Raw genomic sequence first — 18475 nt, forward strand, 5'->3', positions numbered from 1 at the left:
AAATGGAAATACTTAAAAAAATATTAGGAATTGTATGGATCGCGTTATCACTCGTTGTGGCATACTTTTGTATTATGGAATTTGGAATTCCAAAATTAACATCAGGTTCTCAAGATGATTTGGTTTTTGGAATTATTATACTCTTTGTTTTGACTCCAATTATAGTTTTTGGAATGGCTTTATTTGGCTATTATGCATTAATTGGAGAATATAGTGAGGAAAAACTATAAGTTAATAAAGTCAGGTAACTTACCTGACTTTTTTATTAAAATTTATTTGTAGCTGTCCGTTTTCCATGATAGAAAAGAATCGTCCAATGTTTTTTCTTAGCTTCAACTTCCCAACGCAAACGATCTTCCATTGCTTTTATACCATCAATATCATTTTTGAAAGCTGCATGATATCTAAGATAATTTAATTGAGGTAAATTATCAGCTCCATAAAAAACAGTTTCATCATTTTCTTTAATCCAGAAAACTTGTTGAAAAGGAACATGTCCACCTGTGAGTTCAAATTCAACTTGATTTGATATTTGACCTTGATTTTTATTCATCCAAATAATGTTCTTGAATGATTTTAGTTTTTCTAGATGTTCGTAATTATACGAATTATTTGTTTGAGAAATTGCGTAATCATATTCACGTTGTTGAATGTAAATAAGAGCATTCGGAAAATTACATACAAATTGTTCACCAACCCAATTTCCTAATCCATTTGCATGGTCTTTATGCAGGTGTGAAATCAATACTTTTGTAATTTGATTGGGCTCAATATGATGTTCGCGCAACTTCCTAAGTACAATAGGTTCGCAATCTATTTCTCCTCCAAAACCTGTATCAATCAAAATATTATCGTCTGCAACCTGAACCAAAAAAGGACGAACGTTTAAATAATAACCACTTTCTGGTTTGCCCTCGATTATATCTTGACTTTTAAATTGAAATTCCTTATTTTCATCTACATGATAAACTCCTTCAAATAGTGGAATAACTTTCATTTTTTTAAAACTTTTTACAAAGGTATTTGTTTAAATTATCACCACAAAAAAGGCTTCCAAAACGGAAGCCTTAAGCGATATGATTGTTGTAATTTATTTTACAATTGTCATTTCATCAACAATATGTTTTGCTCCAGCAAATTTATCAACAACCCATAAAACATAACGAATATCTACAGATATCGTACGTTGTAATTTAGGATCGAAAATAACATCACCAGCCATTGCTTCGATGTTTCCATCAAATGCAATACCGATTAATTCACCTTTCCCATTCATTACTGGAGAACCTGAGTTACCTCCTGTAATATCATTGTTTGATAAGAAGTTTACGTGTAAGTATCCGTCTTTATCCGCATATTGTCCATAATCTTTAGCTTTAGCCAAATCTAATAAACGTTGTGGATTTTCGAATTCTTCGTCACCAGGGATGTGTTTTGCAACTGTACCTTCTAAAGTTGTAAAGTAGTTAGATGCAACGTCTGGTTGACGTTTTGGATTTGTACTTTTTGGTAAATTTTGGATAGATCCGTACGTTAAACGTAACGTAGAGTTTGCATCAGGATATAAGATATTTCCGATTTTAGACTCACGTAAACCTTTTACCAATAAACGGAAGTTTTTAGAATAAACATCATTTAATTTCGCTTGCTCATCTGTTTGCTTAGAAGCTCTTTCTACTAAAGCGTTTGATAAAACATATAATGGATCTTTTTTCAATACTTCTACATCTGGAGAGATTAAGAAATTCTCAACTTGTTTTTGATCAGCGAAGAAACTTCTTTCAACAGCATCGTTTACAAAAGCAGTAAAATTGTTGTTATTTTGTTTTGCTAAATCAGCAACATAAGGTGCTAATCCCGCTTCATTTGCTTTAGAAGTATAAAGATTTAATTGAGCAGCCAATAAATCTTTTTCTAAAGGCAAGTACATTTTTTCATAGTATGCATTGATCGCATTCTGAATACGAGGGCGCATTTCATTGCGTTTTGCATCATTTGCAGCCGCATAATTTTCTAACGCTTTACCGATAGAGTATGGTGCACTTGCTAAAGTAGAATAGCGTAATAAAATATTGATGTAATTGTTATGACGAGCATCTAAATTTGTTTTCGCATAATAATCATTCAAATTAGAAACAACATTACCATATTCAGCTTTGTTAGCTCCTTTTTGAGCCCATTTATTGAATTTTTCTTCTTCTTTTGTTTTTTTCGCAACTGTTCCATGAAGTTTTAATGCTTCAATCATACCATCACGGTTTTTCCAATAGTTCGCAACTCCAGCATATTTAGATGCATAATCAATATTAACTTTTTGATTTTGATCCATATATTTTTTCATTTGATCCATTGTTACTTTTGAAGCTTCTACCCATGCAGGATAAGCGAACTCAACATTTTGAGCTACACCTTGAGCTGGCATCCAACGGTTTGTACGACCTGGATAACCCAAAATCATAGCAAAATCATCTGGTTGGTAACCTTTTAAAGATACAGGTAAATGATGTTTTGGTTGTAATGGCTTGTTTGAAGTAGAGTAAGCCGCAGGATTTCCATCTTTGTCACCATATACACGGAACATTGCAAAATCTCCTGTGTGACGAGGCCATTCCCAGTTGTCTGTGTCTCCACCAAATTTACCAATAGAGCTTGGAGGTGTTCCTACTAAACGTACATCTTCATAATCTTGGTAAACGAAGTAGTAATATTCGTTTCCTTGGAAGAATGAACGAACAGAAACAACATATTTCCCATTTTCGCTGTTTTCTTTTTCAATTTTAGCAATCTCTTGGTTAATTGCTTTTTCACGATCTAACTCAGACATTTTATCGTTCACAACACCTAAAATACGTTTAGAAACATCATCCATACGAACGAAAAAACGTACTTTTAAGTTTTTTGGTTTTAACTCAGCAGCTTTATCCTTAGCCCAAAAACCATCTTTTAAATAATCGTGTTCAGGAGCAGATAATTCAGCAATTGCACCATAACCACAATGGTGGTTTGTCAAAACTAAACCTTGACCAGATACCATTTCAGCAGTACATCCACCACCAAATTGAACAATAGCATCTTTTAAAGAGTTGTTGTTGATACTATAGATTTCTTCTGAAGTTAATTGTAACCCTTGTTTTTCCATATCACGGTGATTCAGACGTTCGATGAACATCAAAAACCACATTCCTTCGTCAGCTTTCACTTTAAAAGGAAAAAGCATAACCACTAAGAGAGTGGATAATAAAAATTTTTTCATTATTTGTTAGTCTTCAATTTTACGAAATGCTAAAATAATTGATTATCTGTAGTTGTCCTAATCTTTGTTAATTTAATCATCTTTTATTGTGGTTTTTTGAATAAATAATAGATTAATTAATTATATAGGTAATAAAAAAGCCACTGTAAAGTGGCTTTTGATCTATTTTAATACCTTAAACTAAATGTTTTTTGAATTTGCACAGCTGTAATCAACTGGACCATCATTTGGAATTTCTTTTAAAATCTCCAATAAATACTTCCAGAATTTTTGAACTGATACGATTTCAACTCTTTCATCAGGTGAATGTGCTCCCGAAATATTTGGACCAAATGAAATCATATCCAAACCAGGATAATTTGTACCAATAATCCCACATTCTAATCCAGCATGACATGCCACAACTTTTGGTTCTTCACCATTTTGTTTGATATAAATTTCTTTTAAAACTTCTAAAATTTCTGAATGAGTATTGGCTTTCCAACCAGGATATGAGCCAGAAAAATTGACATCAAAACCTCCTAATTCGAATCCAGCTTTTAAGGTTTGAGCCAATGCTTCTTTACCTGATTCTACAGAAGAACGAGTTAAACATAAAATACGAATATTACCCTCGATAATTTCTACGCGTGCAACATTATTAGATGTTTCGACTAAACCTTCAACGTCTGGACTCATTCTGTAAACACCATTGAAAGCAGCCATCACAGTTTGGATAAAAACTTTAGATTCTTGCGCTGACATTGCAGAAGTAGTATCAGTAGACTCTAAGGTAATCACCATTTTAGGCTCTTTTGTTTCGTATTCTTCGATGATTTCGGCTCTTAAAGTTTCGTATGCAGCCTTGAAAGCATCTACTTTGTCTGTAGGAATTACAATTGTCGCCCATGATTCGCGAGGAATAGCGTTACGTAAACTTCCACCTTCCATATGCGCAATTTGTAAACCAAACTCGGTTCCAGCATTTAACAAACGAGCAATTAATTTGTTTGAATTTCCTAAACCTTCGTGAATTTGCATTCCAGAGTGACCTCCGTTCAAACCTTTTAAAGTTAAAGTAAAAGCGGTTCCGTTTGCTGTTTCAGCAGTATATGATTTTGTAGCGGTTACATCAACTCCACCAGCACAACCAATGTCTAATTCATCATCTTCTTCTGTATCTAAATTCAACAAAATTTTACCAGATAAAAAACCAGCTTTCAATCCTAAAGCACCTGTCATGCCCGTTTCTTCGTCAATTGTAAAGAATGCTTCAATAGCTGGATGAGGAATATCTTTCGATTCTAAAATAGACATAATTGTCGCAACTCCAATTCCATTATCTGCACCTAAAGTTGTACCGTTTGCCGTTACAAACTTCTCGTCTTCAATGTACATTTCGATTCCTTGTGTGTCGAAATCAAATTCTACATCGTTATTTTTTTGACAAACCATATCCAAGTGCGATTGCATCACAACTGTTTTACGGTCTTCCATTCCTGGATAAGCTGCTTTTTTGATTAAAACATTTCCTACTTCGTCCGTTTCGACAGGTAAACCTAAATCTTCACCAAATTTGATGATGAACTGACGTACTTTTTCTTCTTTTTTAGAAGGTCTTGGAACTGAGTTCAATGCTGAGAAGTTTTTCCAGATTGCTTTTGGTTCCAAATTAAGAATATCGTTATTCATTGTTCGTTTTTTTATTGTTCTCCAAAGTTACGGAATTGAGACAATATAGTTTTATGAAAGAAGTTTTAAATTTATTTTATAAAGTTAACGTTGCATCAATCATTCATTTTATACTATTTTTTATAATGGTCAGAAGCTTGATTTGATTAGTAAAAACACTAAAATAAAAGTATAACAAAGGCAAGTTTATAACTATTGGTAAGTAGGGCGCAAATAAGTTTTGCCTTGCTGTTACACAACAAGAAGCTTCTCATTACACAACGAGAAGCTTCCTTTTTTATTATTATATAATAGTTTTTAATTATCTTGTCGAAGGCATTGGCGATTCTTTGTCTACAACTGGTCTATTTTCAGCATTTGCTAAAATCCAAATTGTATTGAACGCTAATTTTGTGCGACGCGTCAACAAATCATATTCAATTTTATCTGGTGTATCGCCTGGTTTGTGGTAATCATCGTGAACGCCATTAAAAAAGAATACAGACGGTATGTTATGTTTTGCAAAATTATAATGGTCAGAACGGTAATAGAAACGATTTGGATCGTCTGGTGTATTGTAGCGCATATCCAAATTAATTCCTAAACCTTCGTTTGCTGCTAAAACAGCTTTGTGCAAATCTGACGATAGCATTTCAGAACCAATTACATACACAAAATCTCTTGTTTTCTCATTATGCTCATAATCTACACGACCAATCATATCAATATTAACATTTGCAATCGTGTTTTCTAAAGGATAAATTGGGTGATCTGAATAATATTTAGAACCTAACAATCCTTTTTCTTCACCTGAAACATGCAACAAAAGAACCGAACGTTTTGGACGAATTCCTTTCTTCTCAGCTTCGCGGAAAATACGACCAATTTCCATCACAGCAACAGTTCCAGAACCATCATCATCAGCACCAGGATATAATTTTCCATCTTTAATTCCGTCGTGATCATAATGTGCAGAAATAACAACGATTTCTTCTGGCTTTTCAGCTCCTTCGATGAATCCCATTACATTACGCATTTGACCTTTTACACGATTAAAAGTTCCAGCAGGAATAATTTGGAAATAATTATTATTTGGTCCATTAATTCCTAATTCTTTGTAATAATTCGAAATATAATTCCCCGCTTTTATTTCTCCTTCAGTTCCTGCATTTCTACCTTCCATATCAGGAGCAGCAATGATGTATAACTGTTTTTTTAGTTCGGCTTCAGAAACTTTATCTGTATATTTTACCAGACTTTTTTGGTATTTCTCTTGTGAAATTGGTTTTGTAGAATCACAACTTACTAACGTCGCCGCTATAGCAATTGCAAATAAAAATTGTTTCATGTAAATTTTTTGAATTAAATTTAAAATTAATCTAACCAAGCAGAATAAAAAAGAAAATCTGAATAAAAAACCAATATTTATACGGATTCTATCCGTTTTTGGGTTTGTCTTTTTTATATTTGCCCGTTTTTAAATAAATTATGTCACAATTATTCAGAAAAAAATCTGTAGAATCTATTTTAGCAGAATCAGCGAAGAATACTGCTACAATGAAAAGAACCTTAGGTGTTCGAGATTTAACAGGTTTTGGTATCGCCGCAATTGTTGGAGCTGGTATTTTTAGTACCATTGGTCGAGCAAGCTACGAAGGCGGTCCAGCAGTTATCTTCTTATTTATATTTACGGCTATTGCATGTGGTTTTACTGCTTTTGCCTATGCCGAATTTGCTTCATTAGTTCCAGTTTCCGGAAGTGCTTACACATATAGCTATGTTGCGTTTGGTGAGTTGTTTGCTTGGGTAATTGGTTGGGCATTGATTATGGAATATGCAATTGGAAATATTGTACTCGCCATCTCGTGGAGTGATTATTTTACCACCTTGCTCTCCGGATTGGGAATACATTTACCTGAATGGATGACAATGGACTACTTTACAGCAAAAGAAGGTTTTGAATTTGTTTCGAATGAATTGGCAAAAGGTAAAACTTTAGAAGGGATAGCAAATTCAGCTTATGCACAAGAAATTCCAAAATATTTAGCATTTAAAGATGCTCCTTATTTAGGATTTAACATGGTAGTGGATATTCCTGCATTAGTCATCACTTTTTTGATTACTGCCTTGGTCTATCGTGGAATTAACGAATCTCGAAAAGCAAGTAATGCAATGGTTGTTTTAAAATTAGCTGTTGTCTTATTAGTGATTGTTGTTGGAGCTTTTTATGTGAATCCAGATAATTGGGATCCATTCGCACCAAATGGAGTAGGAGGTGTTTTAGCTGGTGTTTCATCTGTTTTCTATGCCTATATTGGGTTTGATGCGATTAGTACGACTGCGGAAGAGTGTAAAGATCCGAAACGAGATTTACCTCGTGGTATTTTTGCTTCAATTATTATTTGTACCATTTTATATGTGTTGATCGCCTTGGTGATTACAGGAATGGTGCATTATTCTGAATTAAATGTTGGTGATCCATTAGCTTATGTTTTTGATAAAATTAAAGACCTAAAATGGCTCGCCGGAATTATTGCTTTTTCAGCTGTGGTAGCAATGGCGAGTGTGTTTATCGTATTTCAAATTGGACAACCACGTATTTGGATGACAATGTCCAGAGATGGTTTATTACCAAAGAAATTTTCTACCATTCACCCAAAATTTAAAACACCATCTTTTGCAACAATTTTCACAGGATTTGTAGTTGGTGTTCCAATTTTGTTTACAGATTTAGAGTTGGTTGTAGACGCCTGTTCGATCGGAACTTTATTTGCTTTTGTTTTAGTTTGTGCTGCTGTTTTAAAGATGGATGCAGATCCAAATGCAATAAGAGGTAATTTCAAAACACCTTTTATAGATGCTAAATTTGTTATGCCAATTGTTACGGCCGTGATTGTATTTTTATGCGCAACGACATTCAAGGAAGACACAGTTAGTTTCTTTACAAATGAACCACAAGTTATGCCTATTGAGCAATTTGTTGGTTCGTTAACACCAAAGGAATTAAAAGATTCTTATTCAACAATTAATAGTTTGACTGGAGATGAGGTAGAATATTTGGATGATTATTTAGCGAGTTTATCAGCAGAAGAATACAAATCTACAATTGAAAAATTACCTGTTTACGAAGAAAAGAAAATGGAGAAAGGTTGGGATGTTTTTAAACACAAAATTCCAATGGTGATTTTCTTATTCATTTATGTTTTTATGGTCATCCGAACGTTTTTCAAAAGAACTTCTATCATTCCATTAGCAGGTATGTTGTGTTGTTTTTATATGATGGCGCAGTTAGGGTTAAAAAACTGGATGATTTTCTTGGTGTGGATTGCAATAGGTTTAACAATTTATTTTACTTACGGTTATAAACATAGTAAGTTGAAAAACCAGAAATCATAATTTGATAAAAGCGATTCAATCTTGAATCGTTTTTTTTATTGAATTTATTTGCTCAAAAAAGTTAGATAACTTCTTTATTTCGACTCAAAACTTTACCTTTGTTCAATAAATTTGACGACAAATGTTTAGAACTCATACTTGTGGTGAATTAACACAAGCCAACATTAATGAAAAAGTTACGTTAAGCGGTTGGGTATCAACTTTACGTGATAAAGGTTTTATGATGTGGATCGATTTACGTGACCGTTACGGAATCACTCAAATCATCTTAGACGAAGAACGTTCTTCAAAAGAATTATTTGAAACTGCTCGTCAGTTAGGACGCGAGTTCGTAATTCAAGTAACAGGAACAGTGATCGAAAGAGCTTCAAAAAATCCAAATATTCCAACAGGAAATATCGAAATTTTAGCAGAAAATATCACGATTTTAAATGAATCTGCATTACCTCCATTCACGATTGAAGATAATACGGATGGTGGAGAAGATATTCGTATGAAATATCGTTATTTGGATATTCGTCGTAATCCAGTTAAAAATAAATTAATCTTCCGTTCTAAAGTTGCTCAGGAAGTTCGTAAATATTTAGATGCGCAAGATTTTGTTGAAGTTGAAACACCAGTTTTGATTAAATCTACACCAGAAGGTGCACGTGATTTTGTTGTACCATCTCGTATGAATCCAGGTGAATTTTACGCATTGCCACAATCTCCTCAAACGTTCAAACAATTGTTAATGGTAGGAGGTTTAGATAAATATTTCCAAATTGTTAAATGTTTCCGTGACGAAGATTTACGTGCAGACCGTCAACCAGAATTTACTCAAATTGACTGTGAAATGTCATTCGTTGAGCAAGAAGATATTATGAATGTTTTTGAAGGTTTAGCCAAACATTTATTACATACCTTCAAAGGTTTAGAATTTGGAGAATTTCCGCGTATGACATTTGCTGATGCAATGCGTCGTTATGGAAATGATAAACCTGATATCCGTTTCGGAATGGAATTCGGAGAAATTACTGATTTAGCAAAAGGTCATGATTTCAAAATCTTTGATGAGCAAGAATTAATCGTGGGTATCGCTGCCGAAGGATGTAATTCTTATACACGTAAAGAGATTGATAAGTTAATCGAGTGGGTAAAACGTCCACAAGTTGGCGCAACTGGTTTAGTTTGGGTACGTTACAATGAAGATGGAACATTCAAGTCTTCTGTTGATAAATTTTATTCGCAAGAAGATTTATCCGCTTGGGCTGAACGAATGAATGCAAAACCAGGCGATTTAATGTTAGTGATGTCTGGAAATGCAAACAAAGTTCGTGCGCAATTATCTGCTTTACGTATGGAAATTGCTGAACGTTTAGGATTACGTAATCCGGATGTTTTTGCACCTTTATGGGTTGTCGATTTCCCTTTATTAGAATGGGATGAGGAATCTGAACGTTACCACGCCATGCATCACCCATTTACTTCTCCTAAACCAGAAGATATGGATTTGATTGCTACTAATCCAGGAGAAGTGCGTGCAAATGCCTATGATTTAGTGCTAAATGGTAATGAAATTGGTGGAGGTTCTATCCGTATTTTTGATAAAGAAGTACAAGCAAGAATGTTCGAATTATTAGGATTTACACCTGAACAAGCAGAAGCTCAATTTGGATTCTTAATGAATGCTTTCAAATATGGAGCGCCACCTCATGGAGGTTTAGCATTTGGATTTGACCGTTTTGTATCAATCTTAGATGGATCAGAAACAATTCGTGATTATATTGCGTTCCCGAAAAATAATTCAGGTCGTGATGTGATGATTGATGCACCATCTCCAATTGATCAAACTCAAATGGACGAATTAAATATCACATCTACTTTTACACACAAGTAATTAGAGAATATCAGTATAAAAAAAGGTCTAAAATGTTTACATTTTAGACCTTTTTTATTGAAAATTTAAAAACAATTTAATTTATGTTAATGATGAAATTTTTATTTAAAATAGTCGAATTTATACTCTTTATCGATTTTGAAAAAGCTAATATTTTATCAATTGTTAATTGAGAGGGCTCAATATTTTCAGAGTATAATTCTATCATTTTTAAACTTATTTATTCTAAAAACGCTAAATAGATAAGTTTATTTTTTAATCAACTGTTAAAATAATGTTATTATTATCAATCACTTTTCTTAAGTTAATAATCGCATATCGCATTCTTCCTAATGCCGTATTGATACTTACATCTGTTTCCTCTGCAATTTCTTTAAAACTAAGTTCTTTAAAAATCCTTAATTCTAAAACTTCTCTCTGGTCTTCTGGTAATTGAGTAACTAAATTTCTTAAGTCATTTTCAATTTGAGATTTAATAAGTTTAGTTTCAGAGCATTCATCACAAATCCCAATGAAATCAAAAATATTATAATCTTCATTGTATCCTACAGTTTCACTAACAGTCGGCATTCTTTTGTTTGATCGAAAATAGTCAATAGTTAAATTGTGAGCAATACGCATAACCCAAGGCAAAAACTTACCTTCTTCGTTGTATCGTCCTCCTTTTAATGTAAGGATAACCTTGATAAAAGTGTCCTGAAATATATCTTCAGTTATATCCTTATCTAAGACTTTGGAGTATATAAAACTATAGATTCTTCCTTTGTATTTCTCTATCAATGTTTCTAAAGCATTTTCGTTACCTCTCAAATAATCTTGGATTAATAAAGAGTCGTCTTCATAGTTCATAATAGTAAATGTTAATTTTAAAGTAGAGTTAAATCTATAGGCTGTAATTTTTTTGTTTATCCAAATATAGTTAAACAAAAAAATCTTACAAGTTTTTTAACATAATTATTCTTAAAATAAATTAATAAATTCTTAAAAAAATAAATAATTGTTAATTTTTGTATTAATTCTTAATAATTAAGTAGTATTAATAAGAATATTGTAATGCTTTAAAATTCTGATGTATAAAATTAATTTAAGGAAATAAAAACCTTATGAACTTTTTTCTGTGTGTTAACATTTTTTATAGATTTAGAATAAGCCAATAGTTTATCTATGGTTGATTTTTTAGGACCAGAAAATTCAATTTCTTTTTTCATATTAATGTTTAGTATATCCAAAATCAAATATTAAACCATAAAATACGAATAGAATGTGAAAAAATAAAAAGTCTTCTCAAAAAAGAGAAGACTTTAAAAATAAAGTATTTAAGCTTTTAAATTTTTGCCATATGTTGAATCAAATCAACAACTTTGTTTGAGTAACCAATTTCGTTATCATACCAAGCAACTAATTTAACAAAAGTTGGATTTAACATAATTCCTGCTCCCGCATCGAAAACACAAGTTCTTGTATCTCCTACGAAATCTTGAGAAACCAAAGGTTCGTCAGTGTATCCTAAAATACCTTTCAGTTCTCCTTCAGCTGCTTCTTGCATTACTTTTTTGATTTCGTCATAATTAGTTTCTTTTGCTAATTTAACTGTTAAATCAACTACGGAAACATTAACTGTAGGTACTCGAAAAGACATTCCTGTTAATTTCCCGTTTAATTCTGGAATTACTTTTCCTACGGCTTTTGCTGCTCCAGTTGAAGAAGGAATAATATTAACCATTGCACTTCTACCACCTCTCCAATCTTTATTAGATGGACCATCGACAGTTTTTTGTGTTGCTGTAGTTGCGTGGACAGTTGTCATTAAAGCTTCAACGATTCCAAATTTTTCATGTACAACTTTAGCTAATGGTGCTAAGCAATTTGTAGTACAAGATGCATTCGAAACAATGGTATCAGCTGCAGTAACATCTTTATGGTTAACTCCCATTACAAACATTGGTGTATCATCTTTAGAAGGTCCAGTTAAAACGACTTTTTTTGCTCCAGCTTCGATGTGTTTACCTGCTGTTTCTTTAGTTAAAAACAAACCTGTGGCTTCTACGACAATATCAGCACCAACTTCGTCCCATTTTAAGTTAGCTGGATCTTTTTCAGCTGTAACTCTTATGGTTTGTCCATTGACAATTAAATTTCCGTTTTCGACTTTAATTTCTCCGTCAAATTTTCCGTGAACAGAGTCGTACTTTAGCATATAAGCTAAATAATCAACGTCTACTAAATCGTTAATTCCTACGATTTCAATATCTTCTCTTTCAATCGCAACCCCAAAAACAAGGCTACCTATTCTTCCGAATCCGTTGATTCCAATTTTAATTTTTGACATAGTATATAATTTCCCTTTATATTTTTATTTATAGATTAGATGGCTAATATATTTGCAACTTTTATCAATTCCATATCGATTTCGTTGTGTTTTTTAATAGCTTCAGCAATAGGGGTGAAGACCACTTTATTGGAACGAATACCCGCCATTAAGTTATATTGATCTTGTAAAAGACCTTCAACAGCAGCAATTCCCAAACGACTTGCCAACACACGATCATGACATGATGGTGATCCTCCACGTTGAATATGTCCTAATACTGTAACGCGAATATCATATTCGTGATGTTTCGATTGAACTTGTTTCGCTAATTCATAAACTCCACCTAATTTTTCGCCTTCTGCTACCACAACGATACTTGATTTTTTTCCAGATTTTTCTGAACGTTCTAACGATGAGCATAATTCTTCTACACTATCACGTTGTTCAGGAATCAAAATATCTTGTGCTCCCGAAGCAATTCCACTATTTAATGCAATAAAACCTGCATCACGTCCCATCACTTCTACAAAAAATACACGATCATGCGAAGTTGCAGTATCTCTTAATTTATCAATCGCATCAATTACAGTATTCAACGCTGTGTCATAACCAATTGTAAAGTCTGTTCCAAAGATATCGTTGTCAATAGTACCAGGAATTCCAATAAACGGAACCCCAAACTCTTTGTGAAAGATATTTGCTCCAGTAAAAGATCCATCACCACCAATTATGACAAGTGCATCTATGTTGTTTTTTTTGAGATGCTCATAGGCTTTTTGACGACCTTCCATAGTTTTGAATTCAGCTGAACGAGCAGTTTTAAGAATTGTACCACCTTGATTAATAATATTTTTAACTGAACGAGGTCCAAGTTCTATCATATCATTGTTAATCAAGCCTTCAAATCCTTGACGAATGCCAACAGATGTAATGTTGTAATATTTGCATGCTCTAACTACGGCACGTAAGGCAGCATTCATTCCTGGCGCATCACCTCCAGAGGTTAATACACCGATTCTTTTTATATTGTTTTTCACGTTTTTCCCTTATTAAATCAAATATAATAAAAAAACAGAATATTATTGTAACAGGTAATTGTTAAAGATAAACTAATCTTCGTCGACGGGTTTTAAAATACCATCGGCAAAATCTCGTTGAAGAATGACAGCGATATATAAATCTTCACGAGTACGTTTAGGATCAAAGGTTTGTTTTAAATCGATGTTAAATGCTCCACTTGCAGCTTGGTACAGAAAAGCATTTAATCCTCCACGTAATTCTTTAATAATATCGTAAGTTGTTTTGTCTGTTTCTTTGTAAATTAATTTCGTTAAAATTTGACCTCGAGAACTTGACATATTTTTTAATTGATTCTCAAACTGATCTGCTAAATCTTTTTGTCTCGTTTTAATAAAACGTTTTTTATCTCGTCTTTTATCCATTGTTTGAATGGTATCAGAAACATAATTATATTCTCTAACAGCTGTTCTTACATAGGGCCAAACATCACGCACGCGCTTTCTTAGCCATATATAATATTTTTTTTCTAAATCTGATTTTAAATGAACAGAATAAAAACTTGATTCATTTAAATGTATAGTATCGAAAGGACTAAAAGTTAATTCATCAATATTTATCGAGTCATTTTTGATTTCTTGAGATGGGCTTTTACCTCCTAAATCTAAGCCGAAAATTTGGGCATTTAGATGTGAAAATCCCAAAAAAGTGAGCATTAATGTTATGTGATAGATATAAAATTTCATGTGTGAATTAGTTCAAAAATTGTTCCTAAAATTAGTACATTTGTTAGATAAATAAACTAAAATGAGTACAAATAATTTGTTTGATCAACAATCGTTAGATTTTTTGTCTAAATATTTAAATACTGCTTCACCAACAGGTTTTGAAAGTGAAGGGCAAAAAGTTTGGATGGATTATATTAAACCTTATGTAGACGAAGTAAAAACAGACAATTACGGTTCTGCATATGGTGTGATTAACCCCGACGCGAAATATAAAGTAGTGATTGAAGCACATGCGGATGAGATTTCTTGGTTTGTAAATTACATTTCTGATGATGGATTGATTTATGTTATTCGTAATGGAGGTTCAGATCATATGATTGCACCATCAAAGGTGGTGAATATTCATACCAAAAAAGGAATTGTAAAAGGAGTTTTTGGTTGGCCAGCAATTCACTTACGTCAAGCAGGTAAAGATGAAGCGCCAACGCCAGATAAAATTTGGATCGATACAGGTTGTACATCCAAAGAAGAAGTGCTAGAACTTGGAATTCACGTTGGTTGTGTCATTACATATCCAGATGAGTTTTTTACCTTAAATGACCGTTATTTCGTTTGCCGCGCCATTGATAATAGAATGGGAGGGTTTATGATTGCAGAGGTTGCACGTAAATTAGCCGAAAATAAAGATCAATTAGATTTTGGTTTATATGTTGTAAATGCTGTACAAGAAGAAGTAGGATTGCGTGGAGCAGAAATGATTACACAAACAATCAAACCAAATGTAGCAATAATAACAGATGTAACGCATGATACGACGACTCCTATGATTACAAAATCGAAAGAAGGAGAGCAAAAATGTGGCGATGGACCAGTTGTATATTATGCTCCAGCAGTTCAAAATAATGTGCGTGAATTGATTATTGATGCAGCTGAAAAAAATAATATTCCTTTTCAAAGAGCTGCAAGTTCTCGCGTAACAGGAACGGATACAGATGCATTTGCATATAGCAATGGTGGTGTTCCTTCTGCACTAATTTCGTTGCCCTTGCGTTATATGCATACAACTGTTGAAATGGTTCATCAAGCTGATGTGAAAAATGTAATCGAATTGATTTACGAATCGGTTAAAACAATTAAAAACGAACAAAGTTTTAAATATCACACTGTTTAAGAATTGAATAGATGTTATAAAAGCCGCTTAATAGCGGCTTTTATCATTTCTTACAACAATCCAAATTGTTTGAAATGATGCGTGTAATGTTTTTTATGAAACGTTTTCCAATCTTCGTATCCAATTTCGGCTAAAACAGGATTTGTAATTTTAGCATCTGGATTATTTTCGAAATAGGTGTTAAATTTATCTATTTCTTCTTCTAATTTTTCGATAGAAGCTTCTAAAGAAGGATAACGTAAATCCAATAAACCTTCCATTCCATTTGCTTTAATTCCTTTTTGCATTTCTTGATCAGACTCTAATAAGAACGCTTTATATTGTGGAATTTGTTCAACAGGAATTCTACAAGGCACACTTAAACCTCCATTTGATAGTTTAGTTGTTACAATTAAATGTTCAACCATGTGTTGAGGAGTCATAATTCCCCATTCAGGTTGTTGATCTACTTTTAAGGTTTTTAATTTTGAAATTAAATTCTCTTTATCGTCAAAATTTAGAAACATATTGTTTATTTTTATATATGCTGTAAGTTAATTTATTTTGATCAAAAAGTACTATTAATTAACGAGTATTTGGACAAATAAAACGAAGCATTATTTTTTATAAAACAACTAACCTATGATTTATGAAATTATTGATACCAACACTTATTTGTTTAATAGCTATAAGTTCATGTGTTTCACAGAAAAATCAGCATATTAACGAACATATTCTTACGCTAAAAAATAGTTATTGTAAGGCACCCCACAAGTATAATTACGAAAAAGAATTGCCTTCCTACAACGCCGATTCTATTCTTTTAGCTAATGCTGATTTGAGAAATGATTTTTCAGAGCAAAGTATTTTAATTCTAAATGCACTTAATTCGTTAGACGAAGTAAAAACTATCAATGAATTGAAAAAAGATAATTCGCTCGAATCGAGAGTGAAAATTTTAGAACTTAAAAACTCGATTAATAATAAAATTACAATTGCATTAACAGAATTAGACGCTGTTGCAGCAGAATTTGATTGCGAAGGCGAACGGGTTGAACAAATGGCGAGTTATTTGCAAAATATGAATGATAATCGAAATAATAAATTAGTAATCTATTCTATTGTTGCTGGTGCAGCGGCCTCTGTTGCAAGTGGAATTATAAAAAGTGATAGCTGGGGAAGCGCAGTAGATATTGGTGGAGGTGTTTTGGGTGCTGGTTTGGGGTTTGCAACACTTAATCCGAAAGGGAAAAAAATAGAATTTATACATCAACGAAATTTATTGCGTGATATTTGGACACAAAAGTTAGAATCAGAAAATTTTCCACCATTTGTTTGGTACATGTACACCGAGAAAAAGTTTTCTAATCATACAGACGGAACTTCAATTATAGGGAATATAAAAGGTCGCTGGTTAGAATTCAATTTTGAAAATAATATGCAAGAAGCCAATCAATCTGTGAATTTCGGAATTGGTGGGACTTACACCGCACAAGAATTGTATAATCGATCGCGAATGCTTAATCAAATGCAATCTGCAACACGAACAATTAATCAAAATATTAATTATTTATTGTTAGATTTAGATAAATTAGTCATGTATTAAAAACAGCAAATGATCAATATTCAACCACATTTAGAAAATGATTTAATTCGATTAGAACCTTTAAAATCTAGTGATTTTGAAGAGGTTTATGCTGCGGCTTCAGATCCAAAAATTTGGGAACAACATCCCAATAAAAATCGTTGGAAACGAGATGTTTTTATGATTTTTTTTGAAGGTGCAATTCAAAGCAAGGGCGCTTTCAAAGTAATAGATAAGCAATCAAATCTTGTTGTTGGAAGTACTCGTTTCTATGATTATGATGAAAAAGATGTTTCTATATTAATTGGTTATACGTTTTATTCCACTAATTGTTGGGGAAAAGGCTATAATCCGTCAGTAAAAAAAATGATGTTCGATTATATTTTTCAATTTGTGGACAAAGTTTATTTGCATGTTGGTGCAGAGAACAAACGTTCTCAGGTTGCAGTAGAACGATTAGGTTGTAGAAAAGTAAAAACAGAAGAAATAACTTATTTTGGAGAAGAACCAAAATTAAATTTTATTTACCAACTTGATAAAGATGAGTGGTTTAAGTGATTTTTAGATCATATAACTATTAGGCAAGAGAATAGTTCTGTCTTTTTTTTGAAAAAAAATAATATTTATGATTATTGTTTTTTTAATTAAATCTACATTTACTGCTGTTTTCATAATAATGAATGAGTAGTATTACATTAAACCCAATTTATGAAAAGATTATTGATGACTTATCAAATCAAAAATACTCTATTTCAGACTTTTTTTTCTCAGAAGAAGAAACTAAACAACTTCGCGAAGCCATAATTCGTAAAGAAGATAAACAAAATTTTCATCAAGCAGCCATTGGAAGTTCGGTTAACGAACAGATTGTAAAATCAATTAGAGGTGATAAAATTAAATGGATTGATGAAGAAAATAAATCGCACACAGAAGATATTTTCTTTCAGAAAATAAATGATTTCATTGACTATCTCAACTTAACATGCTACATGGGAATTGAAGAAAGTGAGTTTCATTATGCGATTTATCCTGAAGGAACTTTTTATCAGAAGCACATTGATGCCTTTAAAAATGATGATAGACGAACATTATCTGTTGTGTTGTATTTGAATGATGAACAATGGAAAGATGAATTTGGAGGACAATTGACTTTGCATTTGTCAGATGAAAATACGGTAGAAAAAGAATTAGATATTTTACCTCTAGCTGGTCGTTTGGCTGTTTTTGATAGTAAAAGTATTCCGCACGAAGTAAAAACCGTCCATCGACCAAGATATAGTATTACAGGTTGGTTGAAAACTAGAGGGAATATTTTGACGTATTTGTAACAAAATCTGTAGTCGGTTCGAGATTTCAATCTCTATTCACAATAGATAAATATTAGCATCAATTTGAACGATTTAAACAATAAAAACAAAGCCAACCATTGTAGACTGCACCCAAAAGTTTGGACAGATTAAAAATTAATAATTATAAAAATGAGTTCGATATTGTATCGGGCTCATT

Annotated in this window: 16 protein-coding genes; 7 read left to right on the forward strand and 9 right to left on the reverse strand. The window is 32.5% G+C overall.

Going from position 1 to position 18475, the window contains the following annotated elements; translation table 11 throughout:
- Positions 1–2 precede the first annotated feature (2 nt).
- Complete coding sequence (locus tag HX088_RS08700; RefSeq protein WP_171622290.1) at positions 3–230, forward strand: DUF6814 family protein; 228 nt, start codon at positions 3–5, stop codon at positions 228–230.
- Positions 231–265: 35 nt separating this feature from the next.
- Here HX088_RS08700 and HX088_RS08705 read toward each other — a convergent pair whose 3' ends face one another.
- From HX088_RS08705 to HX088_RS08720, 4 genes are all read right to left on the reverse strand, one after another.
- Entirely contained in the window at positions 266–997 is a 732-nt protein-coding gene (locus HX088_RS08705; RefSeq protein WP_286483945.1) for an MBL fold metallo-hydrolase, read from the reverse strand.
- A 93-nt stretch (positions 998–1090) separates the two neighbouring features.
- Entirely contained in the window at positions 1091–3253 is a 2163-nt protein-coding gene (locus HX088_RS08710; protein ID WP_286483946.1) for a S46 family peptidase, read from the reverse strand.
- Positions 3254–3433: 180 nt separating this feature from the next.
- Complete coding sequence (locus HX088_RS08715; RefSeq protein WP_188319870.1) at positions 3434–4924, reverse strand: aminoacyl-histidine dipeptidase; 1491 nt, start codon at positions 4922–4924, stop codon at positions 3434–3436.
- A 301-nt stretch (positions 4925–5225) separates the two neighbouring features.
- Positions 5226–6251: a M28 family peptidase gene (locus tag HX088_RS08720; protein WP_171622294.1), complete on the reverse strand. Its 1026-nt coding sequence runs from the start codon at positions 6249–6251 to the stop codon at positions 5226–5228.
- Between the two features lie 140 nt (positions 6252–6391).
- Between HX088_RS08720 and HX088_RS08725 the strand changes: the two genes are divergently transcribed.
- On the forward strand, positions 6392–8299 hold the full coding sequence (locus tag HX088_RS08725; protein WP_286483947.1) for an amino acid permease: 1908 nt from the start codon (positions 6392–6394) through the stop codon (positions 8297–8299).
- A gap of 121 nt (positions 8300–8420) precedes the next feature.
- On the forward strand, positions 8421–10178 hold the full coding sequence (gene aspS, locus HX088_RS08730; protein WP_171622296.1) for an aspartate--tRNA ligase: 1758 nt from the start codon (positions 8421–8423) through the stop codon (positions 10176–10178).
- A gap of 255 nt (positions 10179–10433) precedes the next feature.
- Here the strand turns inward: aspS and HX088_RS08735 are convergent, their stop codons facing one another.
- The 4 genes from HX088_RS08735 to HX088_RS08750 form a co-directional block, all read right to left on the reverse strand.
- Positions 10434–11027: an RNA polymerase sigma factor gene (locus tag HX088_RS08735; protein WP_260543546.1), complete on the reverse strand. Its 594-nt coding sequence runs from the start codon at positions 11025–11027 to the stop codon at positions 10434–10436.
- A 475-nt stretch (positions 11028–11502) separates the two neighbouring features.
- Positions 11503–12507 carry a type I glyceraldehyde-3-phosphate dehydrogenase gene (gap, locus tag HX088_RS08740; RefSeq protein ID WP_225539418.1) on the reverse strand — a complete coding sequence of 335 codons (1005 nt, stop codon included), beginning with the start codon at positions 12505–12507 and terminating at the stop codon, positions 11503–11505.
- 35 nt (positions 12508–12542) lie between these two features.
- A complete protein-coding gene (gene pfkA, locus HX088_RS08745; protein WP_286483949.1) occupies positions 12543–13526 on the reverse strand; it encodes a 6-phosphofructokinase in 984 nt (327 codons plus the stop codon).
- A gap of 72 nt (positions 13527–13598) precedes the next feature.
- On the reverse strand, positions 13599–14252 hold the full coding sequence (locus tag HX088_RS08750; protein ID WP_171622299.1) for a DUF4294 domain-containing protein: 654 nt from the start codon (positions 14250–14252) through the stop codon (positions 13599–13601).
- 61 nt (positions 14253–14313) lie between these two features.
- Between HX088_RS08750 and HX088_RS08755 the strand changes: the two genes are divergently transcribed.
- Complete coding sequence (locus HX088_RS08755) at positions 14314–15405, forward strand: M42 family metallopeptidase (RefSeq protein WP_225542533.1); 1092 nt, start codon at positions 14314–14316, stop codon at positions 15403–15405.
- A gap of 50 nt (positions 15406–15455) precedes the next feature.
- Here HX088_RS08755 and HX088_RS08760 read toward each other — a convergent pair whose 3' ends face one another.
- Positions 15456–15911: a hypothetical protein gene (locus HX088_RS08760; protein WP_225539420.1), complete on the reverse strand. Its 456-nt coding sequence runs from the start codon at positions 15909–15911 to the stop codon at positions 15456–15458.
- Positions 15912–16033: 122 nt separating this feature from the next.
- Between HX088_RS08760 and HX088_RS08765 the strand changes: the two genes are divergently transcribed.
- The 3 genes from HX088_RS08765 (at position 16034) to HX088_RS08775 (ending at position 18297) form a co-directional block, all read left to right on the forward strand.
- Positions 16034–16990, forward strand: coding sequence for a hypothetical protein (locus HX088_RS08765; RefSeq protein WP_286483950.1), 957 nt, complete (start codon positions 16034–16036; stop codon positions 16988–16990).
- Positions 16991–16999: 9 nt separating this feature from the next.
- Positions 17000–17527: a GNAT family N-acetyltransferase gene (locus HX088_RS08770; RefSeq protein WP_286483951.1), complete on the forward strand. Its 528-nt coding sequence runs from the start codon at positions 17000–17002 to the stop codon at positions 17525–17527.
- A 122-nt stretch (positions 17528–17649) separates the two neighbouring features.
- Positions 17650–18297 carry a 2OG-Fe(II) oxygenase gene (locus HX088_RS08775; RefSeq protein ID WP_286483952.1) on the forward strand — a complete coding sequence of 216 codons (648 nt, stop codon included), beginning with the start codon at positions 17650–17652 and terminating at the stop codon, positions 18295–18297.
- Positions 18298–18475: the final 178 nt, after the last annotated feature.

Source organism: Empedobacter sp. 225-1 (assembly GCF_030328185.1).
Classification (GTDB): domain Bacteria; phylum Bacteroidota; class Bacteroidia; order Flavobacteriales; family Weeksellaceae; genus Empedobacter; species Empedobacter stercoris.